The organism is Variovorax boronicumulans, assembly GCF_009811375.1.
In the GTDB taxonomy this organism is placed as follows: domain Bacteria; phylum Pseudomonadota; class Gammaproteobacteria; order Burkholderiales; family Burkholderiaceae_C; genus Variovorax; species Variovorax boronicumulans.
Map to the genome: position 1 here is coordinate 2,453,565 of NZ_BKDH01000001.1, position 17,277 is coordinate 2,470,841.

Below are 17,277 nucleotides of genomic sequence, written 5' to 3' on the forward strand. Positions count from 1 at the left end.
GACAGCATGGATTTCGAATATTCGGCCAAAACCAAGGAGCTTCAGAAGCGCGTTCTCGCCTTCATGGAAGACCACATCTACCCGGCCGAAGCCGAGTACAGCGCCGAACTGGCCGCCAACACGGTCGCCGGCAAGCGCTGGAGCGCCCTGCAGACCGTCGAGAAGCTCAAGGCCAAGGCCAAGGCACAAGGCCTGTGGAACCTGTTCCTGCCGGTCGACAGCGCCTCGGCCTCGGGCTATGAGGGTGCGGGCCTGACCAACCAGGAATACGCCCCGCTGGCCGAGATCATGGGCCGGGTGCCATGGGCCTCCGAAGCCTTCAACTGCTCGGCGCCCGACACCGGCAACATGGAAACCATCGCCCGCTACGGCTCGGAAGATATCAAGGCGCGCTGGCTCAAGCCGCTGCTCGAAGGCCAGATCCGCTCGGCCTTCGCGATGACCGAACCCGACGTCGCCTCCAGCGATGCCACCAACATCGCCACCCGCATCGAGCGCCAGGGCGACGAGTACGTCATCAACGGCCACAAGTGGTGGATCTCCGGTGCCGCCGATCCGCGCTGCGCCGTGTTCGTCACCATGGGCAAGACCGATCCCGAAGCGCCCAAGCACTCGCAGCAGAGCATGGTCATCGTGCCGGCCGATGCCAAGGGCATCCGCATCGTGCGCCCGCTGAACGTGATGGGCTACGACGACGCGCCGCACGGCCACGTCGAGATGTACTTCGAGAACGTGCGCGTGCCCGTGGGCAACATCCTGCTGGGCGAAGGCCGCGGCTTCGAGATCGCCCAGGGTCGCCTTGGCCCCGGACGCATCCACCACTGCATGCGCCTGATCGGCCTGGCCGAGCGCGCGCTCGAACTGATGTGCAAGCGCGCCTCGTCGCGCGTGGCCTTCGGCAAGACCGTCGCCTCGCAGACCGTCACGCAGGAACGCATCGCCGAAGCACGCTGCAAGATCGACATGGCCCGCCTGCTCACGCTGAAGGCCGCCTGGCTGATGGACGTGGCCGGCAACAAGGTCGCGCGCACCGAGATCGCCATGATCAAGGTGGTGGCACCCACCATGGCCTGCCAGGTCATCGACTGGGCCATGCAGGTCCACGGCGGCGGCGGCATGTGCGACGACTTCCCGCTGGCCTCGGCCTACGCGCAGGCGCGCACGCTGCGCTTTGCCGACGGTCCGGACGAAGTGCACCGCAACGCGATCGCCAAGTGGGAGCTGGGCAAGTACGCTGCCGACAAGTCGGGCGCTACCGCCGACGCGCCTGTCACGCGCTTCTGATCCGGAAAGAAGAAAGGGCGCGATCGCCGCGCCCTTGTCTTTCTCATCTGGCCATGCCGCCTACGCCTTGCGCGTCGGCGGCATTTTCATTGGCCTGATTCGGTCAGAGCTTCTTCTGCAGGAAGACGGCGTGGCCGAATTCCGGGTCGAGCTGGTAGCTGACGAAGCCCTCGCGCTCGTAGCTGCGCAGCGCGGGCGCGTTGCCCGACAGCACCTCGAGCGTGAGCTTGCAGGCGCCGCGCCGGCGGGCTTCCTGCTCAACCTGCGCGAACATCTGCTGCGCCACGCGCTGGCCGCGGTGGCTGGCGCGCACGACCACGTCGTGCACATTCACCAGTGGCTGGCAGGCGAAGGTCGAAAAACCTTCGATGCAGTTGATCAGGCCCACGGGCGTGTCGCCGTCGAAAGCCAGCACGCTGAACGCCTGCGGACGTGCCGCCAGCGCGGCGGGCAGGCCTTCGCGCACCGACGCGGGCAGCGGCGTGCCACCGCCGGCCGGGTCGCGCGCGTAGCTGTCGAGCAGCTCGACCACCGCCGCCGCCTGCAGCGGATCGCGGTAGTCGGCCAGGCGGGTTTCGATGCGGCTCGCCGTCGTCATGCGGCAGGCTTGAGCGTGGCCGCGAGGCGCTCGGCACAAGACTGCGACTGCTTCGGATCGCGCGCCTCGACCATCACGCGCACCAGCGGCTCGGTGCCACTCGCACGGATCAGCACGCGGCCCGCATCGCCCAGCTCGGCTTCGATACGCTTCGTTTCGCTGGCGAGCGCTGCGTTGCTCTTCCAGTCCTGGTCGGGTGCGAGGCGCACGTTGATCAGCGTCTGCGGGAACAGCGTCACGCCTTCGAGCAGCTGCGCCACCGTCTTGCCGCTGCGCACGCAGGCCTGCAGCACCTGCAGCGCGCTGACGATGCCGTCGCCCGTGGTGTGGCGGTCGAGTGCCAGCAGGTGGCCTGAGCCTTCGCCGCCGAGCAGCCAGCCGCGCTTGTCGAGCTCTTCGAGCACGTAGCGGTCGCCGACCTTGGCGCGCACGAACTCGATGTCTTGTGCGCGCAGGGCCATCTCGACGGCCTTGTTGGTCATGAGCGTGCCGACCACGCCCGCCGGCTTCTCGCCGCGCGCGACACGTTCGGCCACCATCAGGTACAGCAGCTCGTCGCCGTTGAACAGGCGGCCGCTGGCGTCGACCAGCTGCAGCCGGTCGGCGTCGCCGTCCAGCGCGATGCCGTAGTCGGCCTTCTGCGCCGTCACGGTGGCGACCAGCGCCTCGGGATGCGTGGCGCCGAAACCCTTGTTGATGTTGAGCCCATCGGGCGCACAGCCGATGCTGGTGACGTCCGCGCCCAGTTCGTGGAACACGTTCGGCGCCACCTGGTAGGCCGCGCCGTGGGCGGCATCGACCACCAGCTTCATGCCGCGCAGCGACAGGTCGTTGGCGAAGGTGCTCTTGCAGAACTCGATGTAGCGGCCATCGGCATCGTTGAGGCGGCGGGCCTTGCCCAGGTTGGCCGAATCCACCCAGACAGGCGCTTCTTCGAGCGCCGCCTCGACGGCCAGCTCCCAGGCGTCGTCGAGCTTGGTGCCCTGCGCGCTGAAGAACTTGATGCCGTTGTCGGGAAAGGCATTGTGGCTGGCGCTGATCACCACGCCCAGGCTGGCGCGCTGGGCGCGCGTGAGGTAGGCCACGCCCGGCGTGGGCAGCGGGCCGAGCAGCACCACGTCGACGCCGGCGGAGTTGAAGCCCGACTCGAGCGCCGACTCGAGCATGTAGCCCGAGATGCGGGTGTCCTTGCCGATCAGCACGGTGGGACGGGCCTGGGTTTTCTTGAGCACGCGGCCGACGGCGTGCGCGAGACGCAGCACGAAATCGGGGGTGATGGGCGATTGGCCGACCGTGCCGCGGATGCCGTCGGTGCCGAAATACTTACGGGTCATGTTGTTGCTCTTTGAAGGTGTTCTTGCGGTGCTTCCGCGCGCATGGCACGCCATACGGCGAGGGCGGCGACGGTGTCGCGTACGTCGTGCACCCGCACGACCGCCGCACCGCGGTCCACGGCCAGCACGGCGGCTGCCACGCTGGGCACGGTACGCCCGGATGCATTGTCGATGCCGGTGACGGCCCCGATGGAGGACTTGCGGGACCAACCTAGCAACAAGGGGTAACCGGTTGCCAACAATTCCCGCTGTCGACCGAGGAGCGCGAAGTTCTGCGCCACGCTCTTGCCGAAACCGACGCCCGGATCGAGCGTGATGCGCGCGGGGTCGATGCCCAGCGCCGTCAGGGGCGCCAGTTGCGCGTCCCAGAAAGCCAGCACCTCGGGAATCACGTCGCCCTGCATCGGCAGCGCCTGCATGGTCTGCGGGTCGCGGTGCATGTGCATCAGGCAGATGCCGCAGGTCGGGTGCGCCGCCACGGCCTCGCGCGCGCCGGGTTGGCGCAGCGCCCAGATGTCGTTGACGATGTCCGCGCCCAGGTCGAGCACGGCGCGCATCACCTCGGGCTTGTAGGTGTCGATCGACAGCGGCACGTTCAGCTTCACGGCCTCGCGCACCACGGGCAGCACGCGCGCCAGCTCGGCGTCGAGCGGCACGGCGGGGCTGCCAGGGCGGGTCGATTCACCGCCGATGTCGAGGATGTCGGCGCCGTCCTTCAGCAACTGCTCGCAGTGCTTCAGCGCCGTCTCGGTCGACGCGTGCGCGCCGCCGTCGGAGAAGGAATCGGGCGTGACGTTGACGATGCCCATCACGCGCGGCTGCGCGAGATCAATCCTGAAACGCGAGGTCTGCCAAACCGCACCATCTGGCTCACCATGGAAAACGGGGCCAGGGGCCCCGTTGTTGCTTGATTTCAAGCCCACCTCAAGCGGCGGTCGGCGCCGGATCAGGATTGACAGCCGGCGTGCCACCACTGCCGCCGCTGCCCGAAGGCGGAATGCGCGGCGTCCAGTCCTTGGGCGGACGCGGTGCGCGGCCGGCCATGATGTCGTCGAGCTGTTCGCTGTCGATGGTTTCCCATTCGAGCAGCGCCTTGGCCATGGCGTGCATCTTGTCGCTGTTCTCTTCGATGAGACGGCGCGCCAAGGCGTACTGCTCGTCGATGATGCGGCGCACCTCGCCGTCGACCTTTTCCATGGTCTGTTCGCTCATGTTGGTCGTCTTGGTGACCGAGCGGCCCAGGAACACTTCGCCTTCGTTCTCGGCATAGACCATCGGGCCCAGCGCATCGGTCATGCCGTAGCGCGTGACCATGTCACGGGCGATGGAGGTCGCGCGCTCGAAGTCGTTGCTGGCGCCGGTGGTCATCTGGTGCATGAACACTTCTTCGGCGATACGGCCACCGAACAGCATGCTGATCTGGTTCAGCATGTACTCGCGGTCGTAGCTGTAGCGGTCCTGCGACGGCAGGCTCATGGTCACGCCGAGGGCGCGGCCGCGCGGAATGATCGTGACCTTGTGGACCGGGTCGCACTTGGGCAGCAGCTTGCCGATGAGGGCGTGGCCGGACTCGTGGTAGGCCGTATTGCGGCGCTCTTCCTCGGGCATGACCATGCTCTTGCGCTCGGGGCCCATGAAGATCTTGTCCTTGGCCTTCTCGAAGTCCTGCATCTCGACCACGCGCGCATTGCGGCGGGCTGCCATCAGGGCGGCTTCGTTGCACAGGTTGGCCAGGTCGGCGCCCGACATGCCGGGCGTGCCGCGAGCGATGACGCTCGGGTTCACGTCCTGGCCCAGCGGGACCTTGCGCATGTGGACGGCCAGGATCTGCTCGCGGCCGCGGATGTCGGGCAGCGTGACGTACACCTGACGGTCAAAGCGGCCCGGACGCAGCAGCGCGGCGTCGAGGATGTCGGGGCGGTTGGTGGCAGCCACCACGATCACGCCGAGGTTGGTTTCGAAGCCGTCCATCTCGACCAGCATCTGGTTGAGGGTCTGCTCGCGCTCGTCATTGCCGCCGCCGAGACCGGCGCCGCGCTGGCGACCCACCGCATCGATTTCGTCGATGAAGATGATGCAGGGCGCGTTCTTCTTGGCGTTCTCGAACATGTCGCGCACGCGGGCCGCGCCCACGCCGACGAACATTTCAACGAAGTCGGAACCCGAGATCGAGAAGAACGGCACCTTGGCTTCGCCGGCGATCGACTTGGCCAGCAGCGTCTTGCCGGTGCCCGGAGGGCCGACCAGCAGCAGGCCGCGCGGAATGCGGCCGCCGAGTTTCTGGAATCGCTGCGGGTCCTTGAGGAAGTCGACGACTTCACGGACTTCTTCCTTGGCCTCGTCGCAGCCTGCGACGTCGGCGAAAGTGACCGTGTTGTTGTTCTCGTCCATCATGCGGGCCTTGCTCTTGCCGAAGCTGAACGCCCCGCCCTTGCCGCCGCCCTGCATCTGGCGCATGAAGTAGATCCAGACGCCGATCAGCAGCAGCATCGGGCCCCAGCTGACCAGCAGGGTCATGAGGAGCGAGCCCTCTTCGCGCGGCTTGACGTCGAACTTGACGTTGTGGTCGATCAGGTCGCCCACGAGGCCGCGGTCGAGGACCGTGGCGGTCGTGCGGATCTTGCGATCGTCGTTGGTGACGGCGACGATCTCGCCGCCGCCGGCGCCTTCAGGAATGATGGCGCTCTTGATCTGGTTGTTGCGGACCTGGTCCAGGAACTCGGAATAGCTCACCGTTCCCGAGCCGACGCCACCGCGGGTGTCGAACTGCTTGAACACAGTGAACAACACCATGGCAATGACGAGCCATACGGCAACTTTGGAAAACCACTGATTGTTCAAACGAAGCTCCAGTCGAAAGCGCGTGACGGGAATATGAAATACGCGCTGAGGGTACGCAATTGCGCCCCATTTTAGGCTTTTCAAGCTGCGAAAAGCGGACATTTCCCTATAGCAGCCATAGGCTGACAAGGGTTTGCGCCCCTGGAGGGCACTCCACGGCAAGGTATCAATGCGTATCGGATGCCTTCAATCCCCTGCCGATGAGGAAGGTCTCGGCCGATTTGTCGCGCGATGCCTTGGGCTTGAGCGGCTTCACGACGCGGAAATTGGCCTTGAACATCTTGACCAATTCGTCGTACCCGCTGCCGTGGAATACCTTCGCCACCAATGCCCCTTCGGGCTTCATGTGGTGCTGGGCGAAGTCGATGGCCAGCTCGATCAGGTGCGCCACGCGGGCCGCATCGGCCGAATGGATGCCCGACAGGTTGGGTGCCATGTCGGACACCACCAGGTCGGCCTTGCGGCCGTCCAGCACCGCCAGGAGCTGCGCCAGCAGCGCGTCTTCGCGGAAATCGCCCTGCAGGAAGGTCACGCCCTCGATCGGCTCCATCGGCAGCAGGTCGAGCGAAATGATGGTGCCGTTGAGATCGCCGACCGCCGCCCCGCCGGGCGACATGCGCCGCCGCAGGTACTGGCTCCAGGCGCCCGGGGTCGAACCCAGGTCGACCACCAGCTGGCCGGGCTTGACCAGCCCGAGCGACTCGTCGATTTCCTTGAGCTTGTAAGCCGCGCGGGCGCGGTAGCCCTCTCTGGTCGCGAGCTTCACGTAGGGGTCGTTGATGTGGTCGTGAAGCCACGCCTTGTTGACTTTTTTGCTTTTGGCTTTGGTGCTCATGAGGGTGTTCGTGTACGCGTCGATAATACGGGGATGCCCGCCATTCAACTTACCCCTGCCGAGCGCAAGGTGCACCGCGCCGAAGCTCACCACCTGGATCCGATCGTCATGGTCGGTGGAGACGGGCTCACCCCTGCCGTGAAAAAGGAGGCCGACGCGGCCCTGAAGGCCCATGGCCTGATCAAGGTGCGCGTCTTCTCCGACGACCGCCTCGCCCGTGACGCCATGCTCCAGGAGCTCGCCGACGAGCTCGACGCCGCCCCGATCCAGCACATCGGCAAGCTGCTCGTGCTGTGGCGCCCGAAGCCCGAAAAAGAGCGTGTGATCGACGAAGACCGCATGCCCGGCCCGCGCGACGTGAAGATCGTCAAGTACAGCAAGCGCGGCGGCCAGCGCCCTGAAATCAAGACCCTGCGCGTGCTCGGCAACCAGCGCCTGACCCCTGGCGGCACCATCAAGCGCGCCAAGGCCAAGCGTCCGCTGTCGGCCAAGAAACGCAACCAGGCGGACTGAACTTGGTGGCAGCGCAAGGCGCCCAGCGCCATATCCTCTGCATGAAGTGGGGCACCAAGTACGGCCCCGAGTACGTCAACCGGCTCTACGCCATGGTGCGCCGCCACCTCAGCGGCGACTTCAAGTTCGTCTGCCTGACCGACGACGGCAACGGCATTCGCCCCGAAGTGACGTGCCTGCCCATTCCGCCGCTCAACCTCCAGCTGGCTCCGGGCCAGCGCGACGGCGCCTGGAAGAAGCTCACGACTTTCGAGCAGGACCTGCACGGCCTGCGCGGCACCGCCCTCTTCCTGGACGTCGACGTGGTGATCGTCGGCAGCCTGGACGCCTTCTTCGAGCAGCCCGGCGAATTCCTGATCATTCACGACTACGCCCGCCCCTGGCGGCGCGAGCGGATCACGGGCAATTCATCGGTCTACCGCTTCGAGCTGGGCGCCCATGCCGACGTGCTGGCGTACTTCCGCGCCAACATGGACAAGGTGCAGGCCGAATACCGCAACGAGCAGGCCTACCTGTCGGACGTGCTGCACAAGCAGGGCAAGCTGGCCTACTGGCCGGCGGCCTGGTGCCCGAGCTTCAAGTACCACGGCATCCCGACCTGGCCGACCAACTACTGGGAAGAGCCCTTCGTGCCCGAAGGCGCCCGCGTGATGGTGTTCCACGGCGAGTGCAACCCGCCCGATGCGCTGGCGGGACGGCGCAACCGCGCCTTCCGCTACATCCGGCCAGCGAGCTGGGTCGCCAAGCACTGGAAAGAGTAAAGCCGGAGGCGGCGACGATGCGTGTCGCCGCCCCGGTTCAGCGTGGTGCCCGAGCGGCGCCGCCCATGCGCCACAGCAACGTGCCGGCGCAGGCCCACTGAACGAAGTACATGCCCGTGCCCACGGCGTGCCACAGCTTGAGGTTGTCGCGCGCCACGATGCGCGGCGCCACGGCGTACTGCTGCAACAGCGCCAGCAGCAGCGCCGCCAGCACCAGGAAGATGGCCGTCAACACCGGCTTGGTCATGCCATCGTCGGCCTTCTGGCGGAAATGGATCAGCAGGATCAGTCCGCAGCCGATGGCGATCCAGCTTTGCGCCTCGAACAGCTGGGCGGCGAAATTGCCGGCCACCGCCGGGTTGCCGAGCCTGGCGAACAGCATCGGCACCACCAGGAAACCGATGGTGCTGAGGCTGCCCCACCAGAGGGCCGCCAGCATCAGCGCGACGCGGTCTTTCATCCGGCTCAGAGGTAGCGGACCGCCACGATCTCGTAGCGCTTGAGGCCGCCCGGCGCCTGCACTTCGGCCGTGTCGCCCTCTTCCTTGCCGATCAGCGCGCGTGCGATCGGGCTGGAGATGTTGATGAGGCCGAGCTTCAGGTCGGCTTCGTCTTCGCCCACGATCTGGTACTTGACGGCATCGCCCGACTCTTCTTCTTCGAGTTCGACGGTCGAACCGAACACCACCTTGCCGCCGGCATCGAGCTCGCTCGGGTCGATGATCTGCGCGGCCGAAAGCTTGCCTTCGACTTCCTGGATGCGGCCCTCGATGAAGCCCTGGCGGTCCTTGGCGACTTCGTACTCGGCGTTTTCGCTCAGGTCGCCCTGGGCGCGTGCCTCGGAAATGGCGTTGATGACCCAGGGACGGTCGACCGTCTTGAGCTGATGCAGTTCGGCGCGCAGTTTTTCAGCGCCGCGCTTGGTGATCGGAATGGTGGCCATGTTGTTGGTTCTCCATAAAGCGAAACCGCCGAACGCTGCCGTTCGGCGGTCGATTGAGGGAATTGATCAGACGAGTGTGCGTCCGGTCAGCCGGCTCAGGATGGCGAGCGGGCTCGATTCGGGATTGTATTGCTTCGATGCGGCCAGATGAAGGGTCTGCTCGAGCATGTACTGGCCTGCCATCACGGCGTGCGAGGTCTGGTCCGAGAAGCACACCCACACCGAACCCGGCGGGAATTTCGCCGTTTCCTGCGGCGAGTTTTCCTGGTACGCCATGTCCGACTTCATGCCGTCGTGCAGCTGCAGCATCAGGTGGTCGTACTCGCTGCGGAACGACTTGGTGACGTGCAGCGCCTGCAGCAACTTGGCTTGCCAGCGCGCATAGGGCTTGGCCCGCGGCAGGAAGCGCTTGGCGATGTCCTCGAAAGGCTCGCCCACGCGCCACACGCGCGGTGCGCCGTCAGGATTGACGTTGGTGAACACGCGCAGGATGCGCTCGCCGTAGTTGGGGCGCGACGGGAATGCATCGACGTGCAGGCGCCGGTCGTCGGCGCGCCACGACTGCACGCGCGTCTCGACCTGGGCCGGCCGGTAGCTGGTCGGCGCCAGGCGCAAGGCCGGCGTGTAGTGCGGCAGCAGCCCATGGATGAGCTGCTGCGCCTGCGCTCGAAAGCGCCCCACCATCGCCGCCGTGGCGCGCTGCACCGCCTCGTCGCCCACGGCGCCCTTGAGCTTGCCGGTGGCGTCCAGGCTGATGTTGCGCACGTCGGGCGACAGCAGGCTGGGCGTCAGCAGGCTGCGCTCTTCAGGCAGCAGCTCGAAGCCCAGCCGCGGGAAGTACAGCACCTTGCCGGCTTCCAGCTGTGCAATCCACGCCTCGTTGGGCGTGGCCGCGTTCCAGTCCGCGAGGTCCAGTTCGACCAGCTGCGTTTCCATGGCGGTGCCCGGTCAGGCGGCGGCCAGCTGCGCGTGCATCTCCTGCACCGAGATCACGCCCAGCTCGTCCATGAAGCCCATGCCTTCGACCGCGGCTTCGGCGCCGAAGATCGTGGTGAAGGTGGTCACGCGCGCCAGCAGTGCCGAGGTGCGGATCTGGCGCGAGTCGGTGATCGCGTTGCGGCGCTCTTCCACCGTGTTGATGACCAAGGCAATCTCGTTGTTCTTGATCATGTCCACGATGTGCGGGCGGCCTTCGGTCACCTTGTTGACCGTCTCGCAGGCGATGCCGGCGGCGCTGATGGCCGCGGCGGTGCCCTTGGTGGCGACCAGTTCGAAGCCCAGCTTGGCCAGGCCGCGCGCCACTTCGACGGCGCGCGCCTTGTCGTTGTTCTTCACCGAGATGAAGGCCTTGCCCGACTTGGGCAACAGCGTGCCCGCGCCCAGCTGCGACTTCACGAAGGCTTCGCCGAAGGTCTTGCCCACGCCCATGACTTCGCCGGTCGACTTCATCTCAGGGCCGAGGATGGTGTCCACGCCCGGGAACTTGACGAACGGGAACACGGCTTCCTTCACGCTGAAGTACGGCGGGGTGACTTCCTTGGTCACGCCCTGCGACGCGAGCGACTGGCCGGCCATGCAGCGTGCCGCCACCTTGGCCAGCTGGATGCCCGTGGCCTTGCTCACGTAAGGCACGGTGCGCGACGCACGCGGGTTCACTTCGAGCACGTAGATGACGTCCTTGCCGTCCTTCTGCTGGATGGCGAACTGCACGTTCATCAGGCCGACCACGTTCAGCGCAGCGGCCATGGCAGCGCTCTGGCGCTTCAGCTCGGCCACCGTGTCGGCGTTCAGGCTGTAGGGCGGCAGCGAGCAGGCGGAGTCGCCCGAGTGCACGCCGGCCTGTTCGATGTGTTCCATCACGCCGCCGATCAGCGTGCCGCCTTCGGCGTCACGGATGCAGTCGACGTCGCATTCGACGGCGTCGTTCAGGAAGCGGTCGAGCAACACCGGCGAGTCATTGCTGACCTTCACGGCCTCGCGCATGTAGCGCTCGAGGTCGCGCTGCTCGTGCACGATTTCCATCGCACGGCCGCCGAGCACGTAGCTCGGGCGCACCACCAGCGGGTAGCCCAGGGCCGCAGCCTTTTCGAGCGCTTCGGGTTCGGTGCGCGCGGTGGCGTTCGGCGGCTGGCGCAGGCCCAGCTCGTGGAGCAGCTTCTGGAAGCGCTCACGGTCTTCGGCCGCGTCGATCATGTCGGGAGAGGTGCCGATGATCGGCACGCCGTTGGCTTCGAGGTCGAGCGCAAGCTTCAACGGCGTCTGGCCGCCGTACTGCACGATCACGCCGAGCGGCTTTTCCTTGTCGACGATCTCGAGCACGTCTTCGAGCGTCAGCGGCTCGAAGTACAGGCGGTCCGAGGTGTCGTAGTCGGTCGACACGGTCTCGGGGTTGCAGTTGACCATGATGGTCTCGTAGCCGTCCTCGCGCATGGCGAGCGCGGCGTGCACGCAGCAGTAGTCGAACTCGATGCCCTGGCCGATGCGGTTGGGACCGCCGCCGAGCACCATGATCTTCTTCTTGTCGGTCGGGTCGGCCTCGCACTCGTCCTCGTAGGTCGAGTACATGTAGGCGGTGTTGGTCGCAAACTCGGCTGCGCAGGTGTCCACGCGCTTGTAGACCGGGCGCACGCCCAGGGCGCGGCGCTTCTCGCGGATGGCCGTGTCGGTGGTCTTGAGCTGCTTGGCCAGGCGACGGTCGGAGAAGCCCTTCTTCTTGAGCGCGAGCAGCGTGTCCTTGTCGATGTCGTCGAGCGACTTGGTTTCCAGCTCGAGCTCGATCTTCACGATCTCTTCGATCTGCACCAGGAACCACGGGTCGATCTTGGTCAGCGCGAACACTTCATCAACGCTCAGGCCCATGGCGAAGGCGTCGCCCACGTACCAGATGCGCTCGGGACCGGGCTCGCCCAGTTCCTTTTCGAGCACTTCGCGGTCTTGCGTCTTCTCGTTCAGGCCGTCGACGCCCACTTCGAGGCCGCGCAGGGCCTTCTGGAACGATTCCTGGAAGGTGCGGCCCATGGCCATCACCTCGCCCACCGACTTCATCTGCGTCGTGAGGCGCGAATCGGCCTGCGGGAATTTCTCGAAGGCGAAACGCGGGATCTTGGTGACCACGTAGTCGATCGACGGTTCGAACGACGCGGGCGTGGCACCGCCGGTGATCTCGTTGCGCAGCTCGTCGAGCGTGTAGCCCACGGCCAGCTTGGCGGCGACCTTGGCGATGGGGAAGCCCGTGGCCTTGGAGGCCAGCGCCGAGGAGCGCGACACGCGCGGGTTCATCTCGATGACGACCATGCGGCCGTCCTTCGGGTTGATGGAGAACTGCACGTTCGAGCCGCCGGTGTCCACGCCGATCTCGCGCAGCACGGCCAGCGAGGCGTTGCGCAGGATCTGGTATTCCTTGTCGGACAGCGTCTGCGCGGGTGCCACGGTGATCGAGTCGCCGGTGTGCACGCCCATCGGGTCGAGGTTTTCGATCGAGCAGACGATGATGCAGTTGTCGGCCTTGTCGCGCACGACTTCCATCTCGTACTCTTTCCAGCCGAGCAGCGACTCTTCGATCAGCAGCTCGTTGGTCGGAGAGGCTTCGATGCCGCGCTTGCAGATGGTCTCGAACTCTTCCGGGTTGTAGGCGATGCCGCCGCCGGTGCCGCCCAGCGTGAAGCTGGGGCGAATCACGACCGGGAAGCCGACCGTCTTCTGCACGGCCCACGCCTCGTCGAGCGTGTGGGCGATGCCCGAACGCGCTGAGCCCAGGCCGATCTTGGTCATCGCGTCCTTGAACTTCAGGCGGTCCTCGGCCTTGTCGATGGCTTCGGGCGTGGCGCCGATCAGCTCGATCGGGCGGTTCGTGGCCGTGCCGGTGTACTTGTCGAGCACGCCGTTGCGCCACAGGTCGAGCGCGCAGTTCAGCGCGGTCTGGCCGCCCATGGTCGGCAGAATCGCGTCGGGGCGTTCCTTGGCGATGATTTTCTCAACCGTCTGCCAGGTGATGGGCTCGATGTAGGTGACGTCGGCCGTGGCCGGGTCGGTCATGATCGTCGCGGGGTTGCTGTTGATCAGGATGACCTTGTAGCCCTCTTCGCGCAGCGCCTTGCAGGCTTGCACGCCGGAGTAGTCGAACTCGCAGGCCTGGCCGATGATGATCGGGCCGGCGCCGATGATGAGGATCGATTTGAGGTCGGTGCGCTTAGGCATTCTTGTTCTCCGTCTTGTGCTTTTCCATGAGTGCCGTGAAGCGATCGAACAGGTAGCCGATGTCGTGCGGGCCCGGCGAGGCTTCGGGGTGGCCCTGGAAGCAGAACGCGGGCTTGTCGGTGCGCGCCAGGCCCTGCAGCGTGTTGTCGAACAGGCTGATGTGGGTGGGACGCAGGTTGGCCGGCAGCGACTTCTCGTCGACCGCGAAGCCGTGGTTCTGGCTGGTGATGCTCACGCGGCCGTTGTCCAGGTCCTTCACCGGATGGTTCGCGCCGTGGTGGCCGAACTTCATCTTGAAGGTCTTGGCGCCCGAGGCGAGCGCCATGATCTGGTGGCCCAGGCAGATGCCGAAGGTGGGGATGCCGGTTTCGATCAGTTCCTTGACGGCGCTGATGGCGTAGTCGCAGGGCTGCGGGTCGCCGGGGCCGTTGGCCAGGAAGATGCCATCGGGCTTGAGCTTGAGTACGTCGGCCGCGGGCGTCTGCGCCGGCACCACGGTGATGCGCGCGCCACGCTGCGCGATCATGCGCAGGATGTTCTTCTTGACGCCGTAGTCGAACGCGACCACGTGGAACTGCGGCGTGATCTGTACGCCGTAGCCCGCGCCGAGCTTCCACTCGGTCTCGGTCCATTCGTAGGTCTGCTTGACCGACACCACCTTGGCCAGGTCGAGGCCAGCCATGCTGGGCGCGGCCTTGGCGGCGGCGATGGCCTTGTCGATCAGCGCCTGCGTCACGGTCTCGCCCGCGGCCAGGCCCAGGATGCAGCCGTTCTGCGCGCCGTGGGTGCGCAGGTGGCGCGTGAGCTTGCGGGTGTCGATGTTCGCAATGGCCACCGTGTTGCCGGACACGAGGTACTCGGTCAGCGTGGCGGTCTTGCGGAAGTTGGAGGCGACGAGGGGCAGGTCCTTGATGATCAGGCCCGCGGCATGGATCTTGTCGGCCTCGATGTCCTCGCCGTTGACACCATAGTTGCCGATGTGCGGATACGTCAGGGTGACGATCTGCTGGCAGTAGCTGGGGTCGGTGAGGATTTCCTGGTAACCGGTCATCGCGGTGTTGAACACCACTTCACCGGTCGTGGAGCCGGCGGCTCCGATCGAGTTGCCGAGAAAGACCGTGCCGTCTGCGAGCGCCAGGATGGCGGGCGGGAAACTTCCCTTGAGAGACAAAAGCACTGGGTTCTCCGGATGGTTACGGTCGCCCGGAGCCCCAGGCGCGTTGCCTGCGGACTGCTGCTTAAGGGGATTTTGGCGTTGAAGGCGGCCGGGCGACGCTGATTTGCGAGTAAGCCCCCGATTGTAGCCCGGACTGGGTGTGTTATTTGGCCTGCAGGGCTGCTCCGCTTGCGTGCAGGCAGATGGCGGCGGCCGCCGCCACGTTGAGCGACTCCTCGCCGCCCGGTTGCGCGATGCGGATGTGGTGGGCGGCCCGAGCCTCCAGCGCGGCCGAAACGCCCTGCCCCTCGTGGCCCATCAGCCAGGCGCAGGGGTGCGGCAGATCGGCCTTGTGCAGCCATTCACCCCGGTGCGAGCTGGTGGCCACCAGCGGCACCCGCAGCGCATCGAGCGCGTCGATGTCCACGCCTTCGACCAGCCGCAGGCCGAAGTGGGCCCCCATGCCGGCGCGCAGCACCTTCGGTGCCCACAGCGCGGCCGTGCCCTTGAGCGCGATCACCTGGGTGAAGCCGAAAGCCGCCGCGCTGCGCAGTATGGAGCCGGCATTGCCGGCGTCCTGCAGGCGGTCGAGCACCACGCTCGGCGCGTCGGGCAGGATTTCGGGTCGCGCCGGCAGGTCGAGCACGAAGCCCATTGGCGCGGGCGACTCCAGGCCGCTGACCGCGCGCAGCAGGTCGTCGGCGACCACTACCGTTTTGATAGCACTCCGCACCCATTCGGCGGGTGCCGAGGGCCAGAACGCCTCCGAAAACACCGCCACCGCCGGCCGGACGCCGCGGGCCAGCGCCGCGCGGCACAGGTGATCGCCTTCGAGCCAGAGCCGGCCGAGCTTGCGATAGGCGCCCGGATCTTGCGCGAGCTTGCGCAGGTCCTTGAGCAAGGGGTTGTCGCGCGAGCTGATGTGGCTCGGGCCGGTGTCGGTGGTCATGGCGGGCTCAGGGGGCGGCGCGCGGATCGAGGCGTGCGTTGTGGTTTTCGGCGGCGCCGATCACGTGGGCGACCGAAACCTCGCCGGCCATGACATTGACGCCTGACGTTGCAGCAGCCGTGCGCGCCAGCGCCGCCGCCACCGGACTGAACGAGCGGCGGTGGTGCACGCAGGCGCCGTGACGCTGGAGCGCCTCAAGGTGCTCGCGCGTGCCGTAGCCCTTGTGACCGGCGAAGCCGTAGTGCGGAAATTCGTCGTGCAGTTGCGTGCAGAGCCGGTCGCGGTGCACCTTGGCCAGGATGGACGCGGCCGAGATCGCCTTGACCCGCGCGTCGCCCTTGACGATGGCTTCGGCCAGCACGTCGAGCCGGGGCAGCCGGTTGCCGTCCACCAGCACCTTGACGGGCTTGAGCCGCAGGCCTTCGACCGCACGACGCATCGCGAGCATGGTGGCCTGCAGGATGTTGAGGCTGTCGATCTCCTCGACCGAGGCCTGCGCGATGGAGCAGCACAGCGCCTTGGCGAGGATCTGGTCGTGCAGGCGTTCGCGCTGCAGCGCCGTGAGCGTCTTGGAGTCGGCCAGGCCGCGGATCGGGCGCAGGTCGTCGAGGATCACGGCCGCAGCCACCACGGGACCGGCCAGCGGCCCGCGCCCTGCTTCATCGACGCCCGCCATCAGGCCGGGCGCGTCCCACACCAGCGGGGCCTGCTCAGCCTTCAAGAACTTTCTGGATCGCATCGGCGCACAGTGTGGGCGTGTCGCGCTGCAATTGCACATGCAGCGCTGAAAATCTTTGTTGCAGCGCCTGCGTCTTCGCGGGCGCGTCGAGCCATTCGAGCGTGGCCTGTGCCAGCGCCTTGGGCGAAGCGGCTTCCTGCAGCAGTTCGGGCACCACGAACTCGCGGCACAGGATGTTCGGCAACCCCACCCAGGGCTGCAGCTGCTTGCGCTGCATGAGGCGCCACGAGAGCCCGTTCATGTTGTAGGCGATGACCATCGGGCGCTTGAACAGCGCCGCCTCGAGCGTGGCCGTGCCGCTGGCGATCAGCGTGACATCGCAGGCGGCGAGCGCGGCATGCGACTGGCCGTCGAGCAGCTTCACCCGCCCTGCCATGCCGGCAGCCTGCAGCAGGCTCTCGACCTCGGCGCGCAGCCCCGGCAGGATCGGCGCGATGAACTGCAGCTTCGGCTTGGCCTTCTGCATCAGCGCCGCAGCAGCGAAGAAGCGGGCCGCGAGGTAACGGATTTCGGAACGGCGGCTGCCGGGCAGCAGCGCAACGACCTGCGCCTCGGGGTCCAGCCCGAGTGCGGCGCGGGAGGCGGCGCGGTCGGGCGTCATCGGGATCACGTTGGCAATCGGATGGCCCACGTAGCTCGCGGCCACGCCCTGCTTTTCGAGCAATTCGGGCTCGAACGGGAAGATGCACAGCACGTGGTCGGCGGCGGCGCGGATCTTGTCGATGCGGTCGGCGCGCCAGGCCCAGATCGAGGGACAGACGAAATGAACCGTCTTGATGCCCTCGCTGCGCAGGCCGGCTTCGAGGTCGAGATTGAAATCGGGCGCGTCGACACCGATGAACAGCTCGGGGCGCTCGCGCAGCAGTCGGGCCTTGAGCTGGCGGCGGATACCGGCGATCTCGGCGTAGTGCCGAAGCACCTCGATGTAGCCGCGCACGGCCAGCTTTTCCTGCGGCCACCAGCTCTGGAAGCCGTGGGCCAGCATGCGCGGACCGCCGATGCCGACGGTCTGCAAGGCCGGCCAGCGGGCTTCGAGGCCGTCGAGCAGCAAACCCGCGAGCAGGTCGCCGGACGCTTCGCCCGCGACCAGCGCGAAGCGGCGCTGTTCGTTCGTGCTCATCGCGCCCA

At 66.7% G+C, this 17,277-nt stretch carries 16 protein-coding genes; 3 read left to right on the forward strand and 13 right to left on the reverse strand.

The annotated features are described in order from the left end of the window. The first annotated feature begins 6 nt into the window (after positions 1–6). Positions 7–1,284 carry an acyl-CoA dehydrogenase family protein gene (locus VHAB30_RS11215; protein ID WP_159277086.1) on the forward strand — a complete coding sequence of 426 codons (1,278 nt, stop codon included), beginning with the start codon at positions 7–9 and terminating at the stop codon, positions 1,282–1,284. Between the two features lie 103 nt (positions 1,285–1,387). Here VHAB30_RS11215 and VHAB30_RS11220 read toward each other — a convergent pair whose 3' ends face one another. The 5 genes from VHAB30_RS11220 to VHAB30_RS11240 all read right to left on the reverse strand — a co-directional run bounded on the left by VHAB30_RS11220 (position 1,388) and on the right by VHAB30_RS11240 (position 6,892). Continuing rightward, a complete protein-coding gene (locus VHAB30_RS11220) occupies positions 1,388–1,882 on the reverse strand; it encodes a GNAT family N-acetyltransferase (RefSeq protein WP_159277087.1) in 495 nt (164 codons plus the stop codon). After that, complete coding sequence (gene glmM / locus VHAB30_RS11225) at positions 1,879–3,216, reverse strand: phosphoglucosamine mutase (RefSeq protein ID WP_159277088.1); 1,338 nt, start codon at positions 3,214–3,216, stop codon at positions 1,879–1,881. Before glmM ends, VHAB30_RS11220 begins: the two co-directional genes overlap by 4 nt. After that, positions 3,213–4,025, reverse strand: a complete 813-nt coding sequence (gene folP, locus VHAB30_RS11230; protein ID WP_159277089.1) for a dihydropteroate synthase — start codon at positions 4,023–4,025, stop codon at positions 3,213–3,215. Before folP ends, glmM begins: the two co-directional genes overlap by 4 nt. A 115-nt stretch (positions 4,026–4,140) precedes the next feature. After that, on the reverse strand, positions 4,141–6,057 hold the full coding sequence (ftsH, locus tag VHAB30_RS11235; RefSeq protein ID WP_062471558.1) for an ATP-dependent zinc metalloprotease FtsH: 1,917 nt from the start codon (positions 6,055–6,057) through the stop codon (positions 4,141–4,143). 166 nt (positions 6,058–6,223) lie between these two features. Further along, entirely contained in the window at positions 6,224–6,892 is a 669-nt protein-coding gene (locus VHAB30_RS11240) for an RlmE family RNA methyltransferase (RefSeq protein ID WP_159277090.1), read from the reverse strand. A 33-nt stretch (positions 6,893–6,925) separates the two neighbouring features. Here VHAB30_RS11240 and VHAB30_RS11245 point away from each other — a divergent pair, with 33 nt between their 5' ends. After that, positions 6,926–7,405: a YhbY family RNA-binding protein gene (locus tag VHAB30_RS11245; RefSeq protein ID WP_062471564.1), complete on the forward strand. Its 480-nt coding sequence runs from the start codon at positions 6,926–6,928 to the stop codon at positions 7,403–7,405. Positions 7,406–7,446: 41 nt separating this feature from the next. After that, entirely contained in the window at positions 7,447–8,166 is a 720-nt protein-coding gene (locus VHAB30_RS11250) for a glycosyltransferase (RefSeq protein WP_167395020.1), read from the forward strand. Between the two features lie 37 nt (positions 8,167–8,203). Here the strand turns inward: VHAB30_RS11250 and VHAB30_RS11255 are convergent, their stop codons facing one another. From VHAB30_RS11255 to lpxB, 8 genes are all read right to left on the reverse strand, one after another. Beyond that, a complete protein-coding gene (locus tag VHAB30_RS11255) occupies positions 8,204–8,626 on the reverse strand; it encodes a DUF4149 domain-containing protein (RefSeq protein ID WP_159277091.1) in 423 nt (140 codons plus the stop codon). Between the two features lie 5 nt (positions 8,627–8,631). Then, positions 8,632–9,108 carry a transcription elongation factor GreA gene (greA, locus tag VHAB30_RS11260; protein ID WP_056518766.1) on the reverse strand — a complete coding sequence of 159 codons (477 nt, stop codon included), beginning with the start codon at positions 9,106–9,108 and terminating at the stop codon, positions 8,632–8,634. Between the two features lie 66 nt (positions 9,109–9,174). Next, entirely contained in the window at positions 9,175–10,044 is an 870-nt protein-coding gene (locus tag VHAB30_RS11265; RefSeq protein ID WP_159277092.1) for a Kdo hydroxylase family protein, read from the reverse strand. Positions 10,045–10,056: 12 nt separating this feature from the next. Continuing rightward, positions 10,057–13,305 carry a carbamoyl-phosphate synthase large subunit gene (gene carB, locus VHAB30_RS11270; RefSeq protein ID WP_062471576.1) on the reverse strand — a complete coding sequence of 1,083 codons (3,249 nt, stop codon included), beginning with the start codon at positions 13,303–13,305 and terminating at the stop codon, positions 10,057–10,059. Further along, on the reverse strand, positions 13,298–14,482 hold the full coding sequence (carA, locus tag VHAB30_RS11275) for a glutamine-hydrolyzing carbamoyl-phosphate synthase small subunit (protein WP_095745192.1): 1,185 nt from the start codon (positions 14,480–14,482) through the stop codon (positions 13,298–13,300). The genes carB and carA overlap by 8 nt, the downstream gene beginning before the upstream one ends. Positions 14,483–14,624: 142 nt before the next feature. After that, a complete protein-coding gene (locus tag VHAB30_RS11280) occupies positions 14,625–15,410 on the reverse strand; it encodes a TrmH family RNA methyltransferase (RefSeq protein WP_159277093.1) in 786 nt (261 codons plus the stop codon). Positions 15,411–15,417: 7 nt separating this feature from the next. Further along, a complete protein-coding gene (gene rnhB, locus VHAB30_RS11285) occupies positions 15,418–16,149 on the reverse strand; it encodes a ribonuclease HII (RefSeq protein ID WP_159277094.1) in 732 nt (243 codons plus the stop codon). Then, positions 16,121–17,269, reverse strand: a complete 1,149-nt coding sequence (gene lpxB, locus VHAB30_RS11290) for a lipid-A-disaccharide synthase (protein ID WP_159277095.1) — start codon at positions 17,267–17,269, stop codon at positions 16,121–16,123. The genes rnhB and lpxB overlap by 29 nt, the downstream gene beginning before the upstream one ends. Positions 17,270–17,277 lie beyond the last annotated feature (8 nt).